The following is a 15,331-nucleotide window of genomic DNA, read 5'->3' on the forward strand; positions in this document are numbered from 1 at the left end:
AATTACCGTAAATAAAAGATTTTTCGTATCTTTGTAGCGTCTTTATAAAACTAGTTTACAGAATGGATGCAAAAAAAATCTTGTTTATAGCCCAAGAAATCACTCCCTACCTTCCCGAATCCGAGATCGCGACAATATGTAGAAATTTGCCGCAAGGAATTCAGGAGCGTGGTCGCGAAATCAGGACATTCATGCCAAAATTCGGAAATATCAACGAGCGCCGCAATCAGTTGCACGAGGTTATCCGTCTGTCTGGTATGAATCTTATTATTGACGACACGGACCATCCTCTGATCATTAAGGTAGCATCCATTCAATCGGCCCGGATGCAGGTTTACTTTATTGACAACGAGGATTTCTTCCAACGGAAATCCACGGTCAGCGATGAGAATGGAAATGAGTATGAAGATAATGACGATCGTTCGATCTTCTATGTACGCGGAGTATTGGAAACCGTAAAAAAATTGCGTTGGATTCCTGATGTAATCCATTGCCATGGCTGGATGTCAGCGTTAACGGCTCTTTACATCAAGAGAATGTATGCCGATGACCCGTGCCTGCGTAACGCGAAAATCGTTTATTCGATCTACAACGATGACTTCAAGAACCCGCTAAACAAAGATTTCGCGACAAAACTGAAGGCGGACGGAGCCAAAGAAGCTGACTTGAAGTTAATCAAGGCAGATACAAGTTTTGTGGCCTTAACCAAATTAGCGATTGATTTCGCTGATGGTGTAATCCAAGGTAGCGAGACGATCAATCAAGAAGTCCTTGATTATATCTCTGCCAAGAAAGATACTCCTTTCCTTCCCTATCAGTCACCGGAAACTTATATGGACGAGTTCAATAAGTTCTACGACGTGGTATTGGATTCTAACACGAAATAATAAATGTAGTAATGAAAATCAAGCTTTTAATACTTGGACTTGGCCTTGGTGCTAGCATTTTGGCCGGGTGTAATGATGATTTTAGTTCGATAGGAACAAGTATTCAGCCAGGCGACGATACAATTGCAGTATATATGGACACGTTCCAGATACAAGCCACTACGGTGCAATTAGATTCTATTTACGCAAGGTCTACTAGCGCCCAGTTGGGTGAACTCTACGATCCGCTGTATGGTAACCTTGTATCGGATTATATGTGCCAATTCTATTGTCCGAGTGATTTTCAATTTGCGCATACACCTTATGAGGGAAAAATTGATTCGGTGGAATTCAATATATATTATAATGGTTCCAATAAAAACGGTGTATGGGTAGGAGACTCCTTGGCGCCTATGCGTGCGGAGATCTTTAAAATTACAAGTCCATTACAAAAGAATTTTTATACAAATATTGACCCTAAGCAATATTGCAATATGCAAGAGTCAATGGGTGCTCAAGCTTATACAGCTTATAACACAAGTATATCCGACTCCCTTAGAAACTCTGATGGTTACAGCCCTCATGTAAGCATTAAAATGCCTACTGAGTTCGGACAAAAATTTTATGATGAAACGATTAATAATCCGGGTACATTCAAGAATCAAGAAACTTTCAATGAGTTTTTCCCGGGGCTTTATGTAACAACTACCTTCGGTAGTGGTAATATATTGTCCGTGGCTAGCTCTGTCCTTAAGATATATTATAATTATGCGGTTAAAAGCACAGCAGGAAAAGACTCTTTAATAACCACGTGGGAAGCTTTCTCCGTCACTAAAGAGGTTATTCAGCTAAGTCGTTTCAAAAATACGGATATGAGTCAATTGCTACAACCGAACGACAGCTATGCATTCTTTAAGACTCCTGCCGGCGTTTGTACACGCATTGTTCTTCCGACAAAGGAAATCACTCCGATCATGAAAGAGCGTATCGTGAATAATTTACCACTCGAGTTAAAAGCGATGCCGCAAGAAGATTGGCAATATGCATTGGCTCCTCCTCCTTATCTATTAATATTGCCAGAGGATTCGGTAAAAAGTTTCTTTGAGGGCAACCAGATAAACAATAATGTAACCTCGTTTTTATCGGAAGCTTACAATGAGACGACTCGCACTTACTCTTTCCCGAATCTCGCCAATTTATTGAAATATCAGATAGAGAAAGATCCGGATAAAGATATGGCGTTACTTATCATACCGGTTGATTGGACTTATACCCAAAGTAACAATTATGGTAGCGTACAAACAATCACAACCGCAATCACGAACTATTTGGCCCCTTCAGGAGTAAAAATACGGAAAGATGAAGAAGTAATGAAAATCGGTATCACTTCATGTAAATATGCCAGATAATAAAAAGTATTCATACAAAAAAAGCGAGAAGAAGAACATCTCGCTTTTTTTATGCACTGTTCCAAAGCAAAAAATAACGGGCCCCCTAAAGGACCCGTCACTCTCCAAAAATAGTCTAGTCAAATCAATTAACGACTTATTTCTTCGCCGCCTTCTTTTTTAATTTATCTAATTCTTTCTGTAGACTCTCGATCTCCTCTCCTTGATTCTTAATCGTAGAAAGCAATGAATTCAATTCCTCATTCTCTATGTTTTCCGGGAATTCCGCATTCACACGAACAATGAAATCGGAAAGAACATTCATATAGTTATTAAATGCGTCATACGGATTATCGTAAGGGCTAAAGCCTCCCTGTCCCATATGCTTTGTACTCATATAATAGAAATGGTCACTGCTCTGCAGATAGTACCAGTCCTGACGGATACGACGAGTCTGAGACAAACGAACACGCTCACCGATCTCGTTAATCTTACGGAATGCTTCCTGCTGCAATACATTTCCTAACCAAGAACTACAATCTCTCTCCTCATCTACCCAAGAGATCGGATAAGGAACGGAGATAGAATCTACCGGCTTGATCAATGTAAATACTTCCGATGGAGTAGAGAAACTAATACCCTTATCTGCGGCAAAGCGAGGCAAAGCCTTGAAGAACTCAAAAATACCGGTTGAAGCTGGATGCAAAGATCCCAGCACCTCATAATTCATAAACAAATTAATGATTTGCTCTGAATCCGGAGTAGCAGCGATCCATGACATATACTTATCGGCTGTCAAAGGATACTCATTCCAACTATAATCACTGAAACGGTTCGATAAATCCTCGCTGAAACGGTCATTCTTCAATAATAAACTCAACTTCGGAGCTACGCAAGAAGAATACATATAGTTCGGACTCTTCCAACCTAAGATATGCTTAGCACCCTCCGTCAACATCCCCTTATAGCCCATCTCAGAAACCATAGCGGAAATATCATCCGAGTAAATCAACTCCGTATTACGGAACACTTTCGGTTTAACCCCGAATAAAGTCTTGATCTTATCTTCTTGTTTCTTTACTTGATGCTTGAACTCCTCCGGATCTCCCAAGGAAGAAAGAGAATGAGCATAAGTCTCAGACAAGAATTCCACATTCCCCGTAGCCGCCAATTCCTTAAAGCTATCGATCACTTCCGGAGTATAAATCTCCATCTGCTCCAACGCTACGCCGGAAATAGAGAACGCTACCTTAAACTTACCACCACTGGTCTTAATCATCTCCAAAATAGTCCGGTTTGCCGGCAAGTAACATTGTTCAGCTATACGATGGATAATCTCCTCATTCTGGAAATCATCGTAATAGTAATGGTCGTTACCTATATCGAAGAAGCGATATCTTTTTAAACGGAACGGCTGATGTATTTGAAAATAAAAGCAGATCGTTTTCATAATATTGTTTGTTTTATTTTTGTCTTGTCGTTAATTTATTTGTTACCTATCACATTGTCGTAAATACGACGAACCTTTTGTCCGGCATACTCCCATTTGATATTATCCACCTCTTTCTTACCTTCCACTTTCAAGAACTCATGCATGGCAGGATAAGTAATAATAGAATACATGGCATCCGCTAACGCCTCAATATCCCAATAATCCACCTTAATCGCATAATCCAAGATCTCGGCGCAACCGGATTGTTTAGAAATGATAGAGGGTACACCACATTGCATGGCTTCCAACGGAGAGATACCAAAAGGCTCGGAAACCGAAGGCATCACATATACATCACTGGCTTTCAACACCTCATAGACCTGCTTACCCTTCATAAATCCAGTAAAGTGGAAACGATCTGAAATATTACGTGCCGCAGCCAAACGAATCATTTGATCCATCATATCACCACTACCAGCCATCACGAAACGTGCATAAGGAGCCTTAGCCAAAACCTTTGCGGCAGCCTCAACGAAATATTCCGGCCCTTTCTGCATCGTGATACGACCTAAGAATGTAATAACCTTATCCTTTACACCCTTTTTATCTGGGATCGCTAAAATCTCAGGACTTAAAGGCTCTACGGCGTTATGTACGGTCGTTACCTTAGAGGGATCTTGATGATATTTCTCAATCACCGTCTGACGAGTCAAATTACTCACCGTTATGATATGGTCTGCATTGTCCATACCATTCTTCTCAATCGCATAGACATCCGGATTCACATTACCGCGACTACGATCGTAATCCGTAGCATGAACATGGATGACCAAAGGCTTACCACTCACATTTTTAGCGTGAATACCCGCCGGATAAGTCAACCAGTCGTGCGCATGGATGATATCATACTCTTCCGTACGAGCGATTACTCCCGCAACGATCGAATAGTTATTGATCTCTTCCAGAAGATTATCCGGATAACGTCCGGAAAACTCAAGGCACCCTAAATCAGTCACATGACGATAACTGAAATCCGCATAAATATGATCCCTGTACTTATAATACTGGTCAGCGTTCATTCCTGCTTTGGAAACCCGTTGCTGCACATATTCACGGTCAACATCCTTCCAAACAATCGGAACTTGGTTGACACCCACTATCTTTAGAAAGCTCTGGTCTTCATCGCCCCAGGGCTTCGGTATACAAAAAGTAATATCCATATCGGGCTGCATTGCCATGCCTCGTGTCAAACCGAAACTGGCCGTTCCTAAACCGCCCAAGATATGAGGAGGAAATTCCCATCCAAACATTAATGCTTTCATAATGGTACTTAGTTTTATTCGGCGTTATACTTCTTCAACAAATCCACAACACGGAGGATAGCCGCAACATTCATCGCAAAAGAGACAGCTCCACGTCCGGTAAACGGTGGGTTACCATCAAACAATTCCGGGATCGTCCCGATACAGTGTAATGACATCTCCTCCTCCAAGCTTATCAACATACGTTCAGCAAAAGCAACGCCACTCTTTCCGAATACACGCAAATAAGCTTCCAAATAGGCGCCTAACAACCACGGCCAAGCAGTACCTTGGTGATAAGCCAAATCTCGTTCATATTGCGGCCCCACATAATACGGGCGATATCCTTCGCTCTTCGGACTCAAGGAACGCAAGCCCTTCGGGGTAAGCAACTCTTTCGTCACGATATCCACCACGGCACGTTTCTGCATCCTCGTCAATGGGGAATAAGGCAATGCCACAGCGAAAATCATATTAGGCCGTACGCTCCAATCTACCGTAGAACCATTCACGGAATCGAACAAATAATTATACCCGTTCACAAAGGTTTCCGGGAACGATTTATCCATCGACTTGATAATCGGATCAATACCCTCGACAGGTACTCCCCCCATCAATTCCGTATAGAAACAAAGAGCATTATACCAAAGAGCGTTAAATTCCACTATATAACCGGAACGAGTTACGACAGGTTTTCCGTTTACGGTAGAATTCATCCAAGTAATCGCCTTATCTTTTCCATTAGCGAAAAGTAAACCATTCTCCATCAATTTCATATCGGGATGTTTCTGGTCCCGTATATAATCGATAACCTCTTTCACGAAATCGCCGTATAGCTCACGTGCCTTTTCAACGCCCTCATGTTTAGCATACTGTTGGATCGCCCAGATCGCCCATAAAAAGACATCCGGATGCTCGATCTCACGAATCACCGCATCGAAACGCCCATTCTCCATATACGCCCGCATCGCCGGCATCGCCGTATGCATGATCTTCTCAAAACGAACCGGATCATCGATAGACAACGTACTACCCGGAAGAGCTACGAACAAATCTCTCGCACGTACTTTAAACCATGGATAGCCCGCTAATAGATAAGCGTCGTCTTCCTTGGGACGAAAATAAAATTGCTGAGCGGAATTCTTCAAGCAATTGAAGAAGCTAGTACGAGGCGTACGAGCTACGACCTCATTCTCATACAGTGCCTTCAAGCGGGTAGTTGCCACTGCACTATCGCCAGCGCTGAAAATAATAGTCTCACCTTTTTTGATAGGGACCTCGAAATATCCGGGAACATACAAATCCTCCTGATAAGGATATCCCCTCTCTTGTTCTTTCGGATACTCGATGCCATTGTACCAATACGGCTCATACACAAATTTAACTTTCTTGTTAAATTGCATATACAGTTCCGGATAACCGGGATACATACATGTCTTGATTCCGTTTGTGACTTCCTCGTAAGATTGGTTCACGTTACCATTGGCTTGCGTTAAGTTCTTCACACTACGGAAAGCGAGGAAAGGACGGAAACGTAAGGTCGTAGCGGAATGAGCATCTTCCAACGTGTACTTGATCATGATACGATTCTCGTACATGGAAAACACTTTCTCTTTCGAGAAGATCACACCTCCTACACGGTAAAGCGTACGAGGTACTGTCTCTGAGCTATACTCGCGGATGTACTTATGTCCCTTGGGACTGAAATTATCACCTGCATATTTATGCAACCCAAGATTAAATTCGGCACCATGTTGAATTACCGTCTCATCAAAAGAAGACAGTAACACATGGTTGTCATCATCAATCGCAGGCACAGGCATAACGAGTAGTCCGTGGTATTTCCTGGTATTACAATCAACAACAGTAGTGCAGTGATAGGCTCCCAAACGGTTGGTTCGAAGCACCTCACGAGTCAGCGACTCTTCCAGGTTTATCATTACTGTTTTGTCAAATTTAAGATAACTCATATGTGTATTTGGGTTTTAAGTTACTTTCTTTAATATCAAAATGAAATTATTTTCGTTTCTGAGAATCAAAAGTATTATTTAATAACTAAAAAAACAAACTGTCTTTTATATTTATTTAGAAAAAAAGGCATCCTTCTTCTACGATAAACTTATAGATCAAGACTTTAAAAAGAAAGGTGCTCTAAAGGAGTGTTTTCAAACATATAAATTTTTGTTAAATCAATCCTATTATCATATTCATCAAAGCTCAAAATCAAGGTACAGCCCCCCGAAAACAAGCCTCGGTTTAGTCATAGGAAATGTTCTATTTTTCATTTTAAATCAATCTGAATATAAAAACAGATGCCTATAATGTTCCTGTGATTAAAATGCCTACCTTTGCGGAAATTTACAAACAATTTTTAATATGAGGAAGTTATTATATAATGTAGTAATTTTATTAAGTGCAATTCAAATGACACACGCAGCGAATAACCCTTTCTTCGGGAAGTTTAAAACACCGTTCGAGACCCCTCCTTTCGATAAGATCAAGATCGAGCATTATGAGCCCGCTTTCGACGAAGGAATCAAGCAAATGGAAAAAGAGGTGCAAGAGATCGCCAATAACCCGCAACCGGCTACTTTCGAGAATACGGTAGTAGCTCTGGAACGTAGCGGCAAATTATTGGAAACAGTCTCTTCTGTTTTTTTTAATGTATTAGGGGCAGAGGCTAACGACGAGATGATGGAAATCTCGCAACGTGTCTCCCCGAAGTTATCCCAAACCTCCAATAACATCTTCTTAAATGAGAAGCTACTTGCTCGGGTCAAATCAATCTATGATAAAAAAGAACAATTGAACCTTTCTACCGAGGATGCTAAATTGCTGGAAGACCTTTATGAGTCGTTTAAAGCGAATGGGGCTACGTTAAATAAAGATGACAAGGAAAAATACCGCAAGCTAAGTATGGACCTAAGCATGTTAACCTTGCAGTTCGATCAAAACGCCTTGAAAGATAAAAACCGGTTCGAATTACTAATAACGGACGAGAACGAACTATCCGGTTTACCCGAAAGTGCTCGTGACGCAGCGGCCATGTTAGCCAAAAGTAAAGATAAAGACGGATGGTTATTCAATCTCTCGGCTCCGAGTTACATTCCATTCATGCGTTATTCCGACAAGCGTGATTTGCGAGAGAAAATGTATCGTGAATACATGAGCGTAGGAAATAAAGGGGATGAGTTCGACAATAAGGACATTATCAAAAAGATCGTTAATATCCGCCTAGAGATCGCCCAGTTGATGGGATTCAAGAATTACGCCGAATATGCGCTGGAACACACAATGGCTAAAAACTCAGCGAACGTATACAAATTATTGAATCAGTTACTCGAAGCTTATAAACCGATAGCGATCAACGAATACAATGCGGTAGAAGGATTTGCGTTAGGTACAGAGAAAGAGAATATCACCGTTATGCCTTGGGACTGGAGTTATTATTCCGAGAAGTTACGGGATATCCGCTTCAAGGTAAACGACGAGATGACTCGCCCTTATTTCGAGTTAAGCAACGTAAAGAAAGGCGTATTCGGATTAGCTACCCAGCTCTACGGTATCACCTTTAAGGAAAACAAGAAAATCCCGGTTTATCATCCGGAAGTAGACGCTTACGAGGTATACGATGCCGATGGTAAGTTCCTTGCTATCCTTTATACGGACTTCTTCCCTCGTGACGGAAAACAATCCGGCGCTTGGATGAACAATATCAAGGCTCAATACAAAGATAAAGACGGAAAAGATAGCCGTCCTCAGATCGTTATCGTGATGAACTTTACCCGTCCGACAGACACGAAGCCCTCTTTGTTAAGTTTCGACGAGGTGAACACACTCTTGCATGAGTTCGGGCACTCCTTGCACGGCATGCTAGCGCAAGGAACATATTCCAGCCTTTCGGGAACCAGCGTTTATCGTGATTTCGTAGAATTACCTTCCCAGATCATGGAGAACTGGTTGACTGAAAAAGAGTTCTTAGATCAGATCGCCGTTCATTACCAGACCGGAGAGAAAATCCCGCAAGAGATGATACAAAGCTTGGTAAACGCCTCAAACTTCAACGCTGGCTACCTTTGCTGCCGCCAATTAAGCTTTGGCTTGCTGGATATGGCATGGCATACGTTGGAGCAACCTTTCGACGGTGACGTAGCGGCATTCGAGAAAAAAGCTTGGGCTCCGACCGTAATCATGCCGGAAGTACCGGAAGCCTTGATGGGCACAAGCTTCGGACATATCTTCTCCGGAGGATACGCGGCTGGCTATTACGGATATAAATGGGCCGAGGTATTAGACGCCGACGCTTTCTCCGTTTTCAAATCGAAAGGAATCTTCAACAAGGAGGTCGCGAAATCTTTCCGTGACAATATCTTATCCAAAGGTGGAACAGAAGATCCTGCCGTGTTATACAAGCGTTTCCGTGGACAAGAGCCTACGATAGACGCCTTATTAATCCGTAATGGTATTAAGAAGTAATAATTTACCGGGCGATAAGCCCGGTAAATCTAAATAATCACTACCTTTGTGTCTGGATTAAAAGACAAAAGAGTAAACAAATGTGCGAGAAAACAGAAAAACAGCACGAATTAGATAAACGTTACCTGCGAATGGCCGCTATCTGGGCCGAGAATTCGTACTGTAAACGACGCCAAGTGGGCGCATTATTAGTAAAAGATAAAATGATCATATCCGACGGATACAATGGAACACCCGCCGGTTTTGAAAATGTTTGCGAAGACGAGAACAATGTCACCAAGCCTTATGTTCTACATGCGGAGGCTAACGCCATCACAAAAGTGGCAGCCTCATCGAACAGCAGTAAAGGAGCGACCATTTATGTTACCTCCTCCCCTTGCATTGAATGCGCGAAATTAATCATACAATCCGGGATCAAGCGAGTGGTCTATTCCGAGAATTATCGAATAGCGGACGGCTGCGAATTATTGAAGCGTGCCGGTATCATAGTAGATTATATAGATTTGAACGAATAAATAAAACGTTTTTATGGATAAAAACAAAAGACTGACCGTATGGCTCCCGGTTATCATCGCAGCTAGTATCGCTTTAGGTATCTTTATTGGGAACCATTATTTATCTATCAGTCAAGGAAAAAAACGGTCCTACTCCAGCGGCAACAAGATAAATGCCATCTTGGACATTATCGACGAGCAATATGTTGACACGGTTAGCATGTCTAAGTTGGTAGAGAGTACGATCCCGAAAATATTCAGTGAATTAGACCCTCATTCTGTATATATCCCCGCGGAAGACGCTTCCGTGGTGAATGAGGAGCTGGAAGGTTCTTTCAGTGGTATTGGCGTATCATTTAATATGCAAACCGATACGATCCTAGTGATTAGCGTAATTAGCGGCGGTCCCGCAGAGAAAGCAGGTTTACTGCCCTTCGACCGGATCATCTCGATCAATGATTCTATTTTTTCCGGAAAGAAAAAGAACCAAGGAGAGATCATGAAGACACTTCGGGGCGCAAAGAACAGTACGGTGAAACTAGGCGTACAGCGAGGGAATTCTCCTGAGTTGCTCTATTTTGACGTAACCCGTGGAGATGTCCCTGTTAATTCGGTCGATGTTTCTTATGAGGCGGCTAAAGGTATAGGTTACATCAAGGTTAGCAAATTCGCCCGGAATACTTATAATGAGTTCATCACGGCGATCGCCAAGCTGAAACAAGCGGGCTGTACCTCTTTCGTGATCGACTTACGGGGTAATACCGGCGGATATATGGATGCCGCTATCAATATGATTAACGAGTTTATGCCGGAAGGACGCTTGATCGTCTACACGGAAGGTAAGTCGTTCCCCCGTTCCGACGTATACGCGAACGGAACCGGAACTTGTAAAGACGCCCCAATCGTAGTATTGACCGATGAGATCTCGGCTTCCGCCAGTGAAATATTCTCCGGAGCGATTCAAGATAACGACCGTGGTACGATTATCGGACGAAGAACGTATGGCAAAGGTCTGGTACAAACTCAAATGTCATTGAGCGACGGTTCAGAAATGCGATTGACCATCGCTCGTTATTACACGCCGTCCGGTCGCTGCATCCAGAAGAAATATGAGATGGGTAATACGGACGCTTACGACCAAGATATCTATAACCGATATATGCACGGCGAGTTTGACTCGGCCGATAGTATCAAGATGGATGATTCCTTAAAATACCAGACCGTAGGCGGACGTACCGTATACGGCGGGGGCGGTATCATGCCAGATATCTTTATCCCTCGTGATACGAGTGGCGTTACCTCTTACTACTCTAATGTGGTAAATAGCGGCGTGCTTTACCTGTATGCGCTCGAGTACTCAGACCGCCATCGGGAGAAACTAGGCTCATTCAAGACTTGGGAGGAATTATATAATTACTTGCAGCAACAACCGCTCCTTTCCGATTTCGTGAACTTCGCGGCTACCAAGGGCATCAAGAGACGTCCCACATTAATTAATATATCCGGCAAGTTAATCGAGAACCAATTGCAAGCGTATATCGTAAGGAATTTCTTCGACGAGGCGGGCTTCTACCCCATTTTCCTAAAAGATGACGTTACCTTATTACGTGCGATCAAGATCTTGCAAGAGGGAAAATCCGTGCCGAATGCGGAACTATTAAAACAATCAGCGAATGGAGACTTACACAGCCAAGCAGGCCCTACGAAAAGATATGGCCTCTCGAAAGAAAGAATATTCGAGGATTACCTTGTGCGAGCTATCGGATAAGATCATGAACCACTTGGAACAGACGGAACTGTTCCAAGCGGCTTCTTGTATCGCCCTTTATCACGCTATAGCGGGAGAAGTGCAGACCGCCGGCTTTATCGAGAAATGGTACCAAAAGAAAAAGCTTCTGTTGCCCTTGATCGTTGGTGATGATTTGAGATTGCTTCTTTACGAAGGACCGGAATCCTTAAAACCCGGACCTTTCGGGATATTAGAGCCTAAGGCGGACGGCATAGAAGTTCCAAAGAATGAGATCGACTTGATTATCGTGCCCGGAGTCGCCTTTGATAAAGACAAGAACCGCATGGGACGAGGAAGGGGATTCTACGACCGCCTTCTTTCCACGCTCAACGCTCCCAAGGTTGGCATATGCTTCGGGTTCCAGATGATACCGCAAGTCCCGGTAGAGCCACTCGACAAGAAAATGGATTACGTAATAACAGAAGACACCATCTATTGATCTCTCCGCAGAATATATACTTACTGGGTCAAGCCATATATACTTACCGGGACTGGGCAGTATATGTTACTTGACCCAGTAAGTAATATTGCGAATGGTAAAGCCACACTCAATGAAAAACGATATTGGTAATGACCGAGGCACCCGCGTAATCATTCAAGCTTTTCACCAACCGTTCCCGGCAAAGCGTCAACTCGCTACGAAGTACGGAGGAAGTCAATGAGACATGAAGCACCTTATCACGTACATATATATTACGTGTGTACTGCATGATCGTAGGCCCTAAAACTTCTCCCCACGCACGTTGGACCCGGATCTCCATCATTTTCTCGTACAACTCGGTATTATCCTCGAAAAAGTCACGAAGCACCTCACCCAATGTCTGTGTATTTCTTCTCTGCATCCTTATTCCTCCATAGGTTGTACCTCGCCACGTTCCACACGGAAGAGGGCATAGTCATGATTCATAGCCAATAAGATCTCATCCAGATACTTCCGGTTCGTATCCGTAATAAAAATCTGCCCGAAGCCATTCTCGCTGACCAGTTTGATGATCTGCTCCACACGGCTAGCGTCCAGCTTATCAAAAATATCATCCAACAGCAAGATAGGTGTAGTCTGTCCCCGTTTATTTAGGAAAGCGAACTGAGCGAGTTTCAAGGCGATCAGATACGTCTTATTCTGTCCTTGCGAACCAACCCGGCGAATCAGGTACCCGCCCAACGTCATTTCCAGCTCATCCTTATGGATACCGGAAGAGGTATAGCCCAATATACGATCCCGTTCCCGGCTCATCGCCAATTTACCGGCAAGCTCCGTTTCCTCCAATTGCGAGATATAATGTAGCCCTACCTCCTCGGCAGAGCCGCAGATCGTCTGGTAGTACTCATTAAAGATCGGGGTAAAATCCTCCACCAGTTTTTTCCGCTTCTCGTAAACGATTTGGCCGTACATACCCAGCTGCATCTCCAATACCTCATAAAGAGAGGCATCCATGCTCTGATCTTTCAGCAACGTATTCCGTTGGAGCAACGCTTTATTATATTGGATAAGCGCATGCAGATAAGGCTTGTCCTGCTGCGAGATGATTAAGTCCAGAAAACGGCGTCGCTCATCGCTTCCCCCCCGGATCAAGTCGGCATCAGCCGGAGAGACCATGACCAACGGTAATAGGCCGATATGCTCGGACAGCTTGTCGTACTCCTTCTTATTCCGTTTGAACTGTTTGCGTTGCCTACGCCGCATGGCACAGAAAATCTCCTCCTCACGTCCCTCATAATCATAGTTACCCTGCACCACGCAAAGATCTTGATCACTGTTTATTATCTGGCTATCAGGCGTATTGACATGACTCTTGCAAAACGAGAGATAATGAATAGCATCCAATAGATTCGTCTTCCCCATCCCGTTATTGCCGAAAAAGCAATTCATCTTGGGCGAGAAAATAACCTCGGACTGAAGTATATTTTTGTAATTGAGAACAGAAAGCTTCTTTAGTATCATCTAAACCGTATTAATCGTACAAAATTAAAAAATATACTTCTAAGTATAGATTATATCAGCAAAAAAAACTACTTTTGCGCTTTGAATCGCCAACCGTATGGTATGGCTTAAAATCAGCGATAAAATTAATAAATAACTATAACACATTATGGCTACTAAAGAAAAGGACACCAACAAGGAGTTAGAAGTAGAAGAGATTGTCTCCAAATCGGAGCAATTCATTGAAAACAATTCAAAGAAGATTATTTACGGTATAATAGCTGTCGCACTCGTTGTTGGAGCTGTTTTGGGAATCAAGCATGGTTATTTAGTTCCTCTGGAGAAAAAAGCCGCCGCCGCCATGTTCAAGGGCGAGCAATACTTCGCCAGAGATTCTTTCGCCTTGGCTTTAAACGGCAATGGAGCTGACTATGAAGGTTTCGAGGCTATCATCGACCAATATGGAAGCACGGACGCCGGAAACTTGGCGAAGGCTTACGCAGGTATCTGTTACTACAAGATGGGCGATACACAGAAGGCGCTCGATTTATTGAAATCTTTCAGCGGAAAGGACCAAATGGTATCTCCGGCGGTTACAGGCTTGATCGGTGATTGCTACGTGAACATGGGTAATACGAAAGAAGGAATCAGCTATTTCGAGAAAGCCGCTAAGGAGGCCGACAACGAGGTAATCAGCCCGATTTACTTGAAGAAGGCCGGTATCGCTTACGAGAACTTGAAAGAGTATGACAAGGCTGTAAAGGCTTACACGACTATCAAGGACAAGTATTACACTTCCATGGAGGCATCCGATATCGATAAGTATATCACCCGTGCTTCGGCAGGAAAATAAATAAACAGTATATTATATAGTATAACAGAGGATGTCTCGGTCAAACAAGGCATCCTCTTCTTTTAAAGAGACAAGTATGGCTACAGCTTATCAGAATTTATCCGAGTACGACTTCAACAGCGTACCTGATGCTTCAGAGATGAACATCGGCATCGTAGTTGCTGAATGGAACAAGAACATTACCGAGAAGTTATTGGAAGGTGCTTGCAACACGCTTGAAAAGCACGGGGTGAAACCGGAGAACATCGTAGTTAAACGAGTTCCGGGTAGTTTTGAACTGACTTTTGGAGCCAAAAGATTGGCCGAGACTAAAGAATTAGACGCTGTGATCGTTCTGGGATGCGTCGTAAGAGGCGATACGCCACATTTTGATTACGTTTGTTCCGGCGTTACGCAAGGCATTACAGAATTGAATTTAATGTACGATATTCCTTTCATTTTCGGCCTGTTAACTACCGACACCATGCAGCAATCCGAGGATCGTGCGGGAGGTAGATATGGCAATAAAGGGGACGAGGCAGCGGTTACCGCAATAAAAATGGTAAATTTTTCTGCCTAAACGCTTGCAGGTTTCAAAATAAATCGTACCTTTGCACTGCAATTAAGAACAAGGGGGCAGTTACCAGAGTGGCCAAATGGGGCTGACTGTAACTCAGCTGGCTTTCGCCTTCGGTGGTTCGAATCCATCACTGCCCACCTTTTTAATTCGCAACATATTATTGCGGAAGTAGCTCAGTTGATAGAGCATTAGCCTTCCAAGCTGAGGGTCGCGGGTTTGAGCCCCGTCTTCCGCTCTAGGAAAAGAGGAAAA

13 protein-coding genes and 2 tRNA genes are annotated in these 15,331 nt (G+C 43.2%); 10 read left to right on the plus strand and 5 right to left on the minus strand.

Going from position 1 to position 15,331, the window contains the following annotated elements:
• Positions 1-62: 62 nt before the first annotated feature.
• Together DW205_RS15765 and DW205_RS15770 are read left to right on the plus strand one after the other, a co-directional pair.
• Entirely contained in the window at positions 63-887 is an 825-nt protein-coding gene (locus DW205_RS15765; protein ID WP_005865855.1) for a glycogen/starch synthase, read from the plus strand.
• A gap of 11 nt (positions 888-898) precedes the next feature.
• The gene (locus tag DW205_RS15770) at positions 899-2,275 is read left to right on the plus strand and encodes a DUF4270 domain-containing protein (protein WP_005865853.1); all 1,377 of its coding nucleotides are present in this window, start codon (positions 899-901) and stop codon (positions 2,273-2,275) included.
• Between the two features lie 136 nt (positions 2,276-2,411).
• Here DW205_RS15770 and DW205_RS15775 read toward each other — a convergent pair whose 3' ends face one another.
• The 3 genes from DW205_RS15775 to DW205_RS15785 are packed head-to-tail and all read right to left on the minus strand — an operon-like array spanning position 2,412 to position 6,957.
• Positions 2,412-3,704, minus strand: a complete 1,293-nt coding sequence (locus DW205_RS15775) for a glycoside hydrolase family 57 protein (protein ID WP_005861616.1) — start codon at positions 3,702-3,704, stop codon at positions 2,412-2,414.
• Between the two features lie 35 nt (positions 3,705-3,739).
• Positions 3,740-5,008: a glycosyltransferase gene (locus tag DW205_RS15780; protein WP_005865850.1), complete on the minus strand. Its 1,269-nt coding sequence runs from the start codon at positions 5,006-5,008 to the stop codon at positions 3,740-3,742.
• 14 nt (positions 5,009-5,022) lie between these two features.
• Complete coding sequence (locus DW205_RS15785; protein WP_005861612.1) at positions 5,023-6,957, minus strand: glycogen debranching enzyme N-terminal domain-containing protein; 1,935 nt, start codon at positions 6,955-6,957, stop codon at positions 5,023-5,025.
• A 406-nt stretch (positions 6,958-7,363) separates the two neighbouring features.
• Here DW205_RS15785 and DW205_RS15790 point away from each other — a divergent pair, with 406 nt between their 5' ends.
• From DW205_RS15790 to DW205_RS15805, 4 genes are all read left to right on the plus strand, one after another.
• Positions 7,364-9,463: a M3 family metallopeptidase gene (locus tag DW205_RS15790; protein WP_008778037.1), complete on the plus strand. Its 2,100-nt coding sequence runs from the start codon at positions 7,364-7,366 to the stop codon at positions 9,461-9,463.
• An 80-nt stretch (positions 9,464-9,543) separates the two neighbouring features.
• On the plus strand, positions 9,544-9,978 hold the full coding sequence (locus DW205_RS15795) for a dCMP deaminase family protein (RefSeq protein ID WP_008778036.1): 435 nt from the start codon (positions 9,544-9,546) through the stop codon (positions 9,976-9,978).
• Positions 9,979-9,991: 13 nt separating this feature from the next.
• The gene (locus DW205_RS15800; RefSeq protein ID WP_005865846.1) at positions 9,992-11,725 is read left to right on the plus strand and encodes a S41 family peptidase; all 1,734 of its coding nucleotides are present in this window, start codon (positions 9,992-9,994) and stop codon (positions 11,723-11,725) included.
• Positions 11,670-12,185 carry a 5-formyltetrahydrofolate cyclo-ligase gene (locus DW205_RS15805; RefSeq protein WP_005865844.1) on the plus strand — a complete coding sequence of 172 codons (516 nt, stop codon included), beginning with the start codon at positions 11,670-11,672 and terminating at the stop codon, positions 12,183-12,185. The genes DW205_RS15800 and DW205_RS15805 overlap by 56 nt, the downstream gene beginning before the upstream one ends.
• A gap of 109 nt (positions 12,186-12,294) precedes the next feature.
• On the opposite strand, the gene DW205_RS15810 is transcribed toward DW205_RS15805, so the two are convergent.
• Positions 12,295-12,588: a DUF721 domain-containing protein gene (locus DW205_RS15810; RefSeq protein WP_005865842.1), complete on the minus strand. Its 294-nt coding sequence runs from the start codon at positions 12,586-12,588 to the stop codon at positions 12,295-12,297.
• 2 nt (positions 12,589-12,590) lie between these two features.
• Positions 12,591-13,688 (minus strand): DNA replication/repair protein RecF, encoded by a 1,098-nt coding sequence (locus DW205_RS15815; RefSeq protein ID WP_005861599.1) that lies wholly within the window; start codon positions 13,686-13,688, stop codon positions 12,591-12,593.
• A gap of 148 nt (positions 13,689-13,836) precedes the next feature.
• On the opposite strand from DW205_RS15815, the gene DW205_RS15820 reads away from it, so the two are divergent.
• The 4 genes from DW205_RS15820 to DW205_RS15835 all read left to right on the plus strand — a co-directional run bounded on the left by DW205_RS15820 (position 13,837) and on the right by DW205_RS15835 (position 15,314).
• On the plus strand, positions 13,837-14,520 hold the full coding sequence (locus tag DW205_RS15820; RefSeq protein WP_005865840.1) for a tetratricopeptide repeat protein: 684 nt from the start codon (positions 13,837-13,839) through the stop codon (positions 14,518-14,520).
• Between the two features lie 76 nt (positions 14,521-14,596).
• Positions 14,597-15,079, plus strand: a complete 483-nt coding sequence (gene ribH, locus DW205_RS15825) for a 6,7-dimethyl-8-ribityllumazine synthase (protein WP_008774114.1) — start codon at positions 14,597-14,599, stop codon at positions 15,077-15,079.
• Between the two features lie 54 nt (positions 15,080-15,133).
• Positions 15,134-15,216, plus strand: a tRNA-Tyr gene (locus tag DW205_RS15830).
• A 25-nt stretch (positions 15,217-15,241) separates the two neighbouring features.
• Positions 15,242-15,314 (plus strand) — tRNA-Gly (locus tag DW205_RS15835).
• Positions 15,315-15,331: the final 17 nt, after the last annotated feature.

The sequence above is a fragment of the Parabacteroides sp. AM17-47 genome, assembly GCF_003434625.1.
GTDB lineage: Bacteria > Bacteroidota > Bacteroidia > Bacteroidales > Tannerellaceae > Parabacteroides > Parabacteroides distasonis.

Coding starts and splice junctions, on each gene's coding strand:
- DW205_RS15765 (WP_005865855.1), top strand. CDS start 63: ATGGATGCAAAAAAAATCTTGTTTATAGCCCAAGAAATCACTCCCTAC.
- DW205_RS15770 (WP_005865853.1), top strand. CDS start 899: ATGAAAATCAAGCTTTTAATACTTGGACTTGGCCTTGGTGCTAGCATT.
- DW205_RS15775 (WP_005861616.1), bottom strand. CDS start 3,704: ATGAAAACGATCTGCTTTTATTTTCAAATACATCAGCCGTTCCGTTTA.
- DW205_RS15780 (WP_005865850.1), bottom strand. CDS start 5,008: ATGAAAGCATTAATGTTTGGATGGGAATTTCCTCCTCATATCTTGGGC.
- DW205_RS15785 (WP_005861612.1), bottom strand. CDS start 6,957: ATGAGTTATCTTAAATTTGACAAAACAGTAATGATAAACCTGGAAGAG.
- DW205_RS15790 (WP_008778037.1), top strand. CDS start 7,364: ATGAGGAAGTTATTATATAATGTAGTAATTTTATTAAGTGCAATTCAA.
- DW205_RS15795 (WP_008778036.1), top strand. CDS start 9,544: ATGTGCGAGAAAACAGAAAAACAGCACGAATTAGATAAACGTTACCTG.
- DW205_RS15800 (WP_005865846.1), top strand. CDS start 9,992: ATGGATAAAAACAAAAGACTGACCGTATGGCTCCCGGTTATCATCGCA.
- DW205_RS15805 (WP_005865844.1), top strand. CDS start 11,670: ATGGCCTCTCGAAAGAAAGAATATTCGAGGATTACCTTGTGCGAGCTA.
- DW205_RS15810 (WP_005865842.1), bottom strand. CDS start 12,588: ATGCAGAGAAGAAATACACAGACATTGGGTGAGGTGCTTCGTGACTTT.
- DW205_RS15815 (WP_005861599.1), bottom strand. CDS start 13,688: ATGATACTAAAGAAGCTTTCTGTTCTCAATTACAAAAATATACTTCAG.
- DW205_RS15820 (WP_005865840.1), top strand. CDS start 13,837: ATGGCTACTAAAGAAAAGGACACCAACAAGGAGTTAGAAGTAGAAGAG.
- ribH (WP_008774114.1), top strand. CDS start 14,597: ATGGCTACAGCTTATCAGAATTTATCCGAGTACGACTTCAACAGCGTA.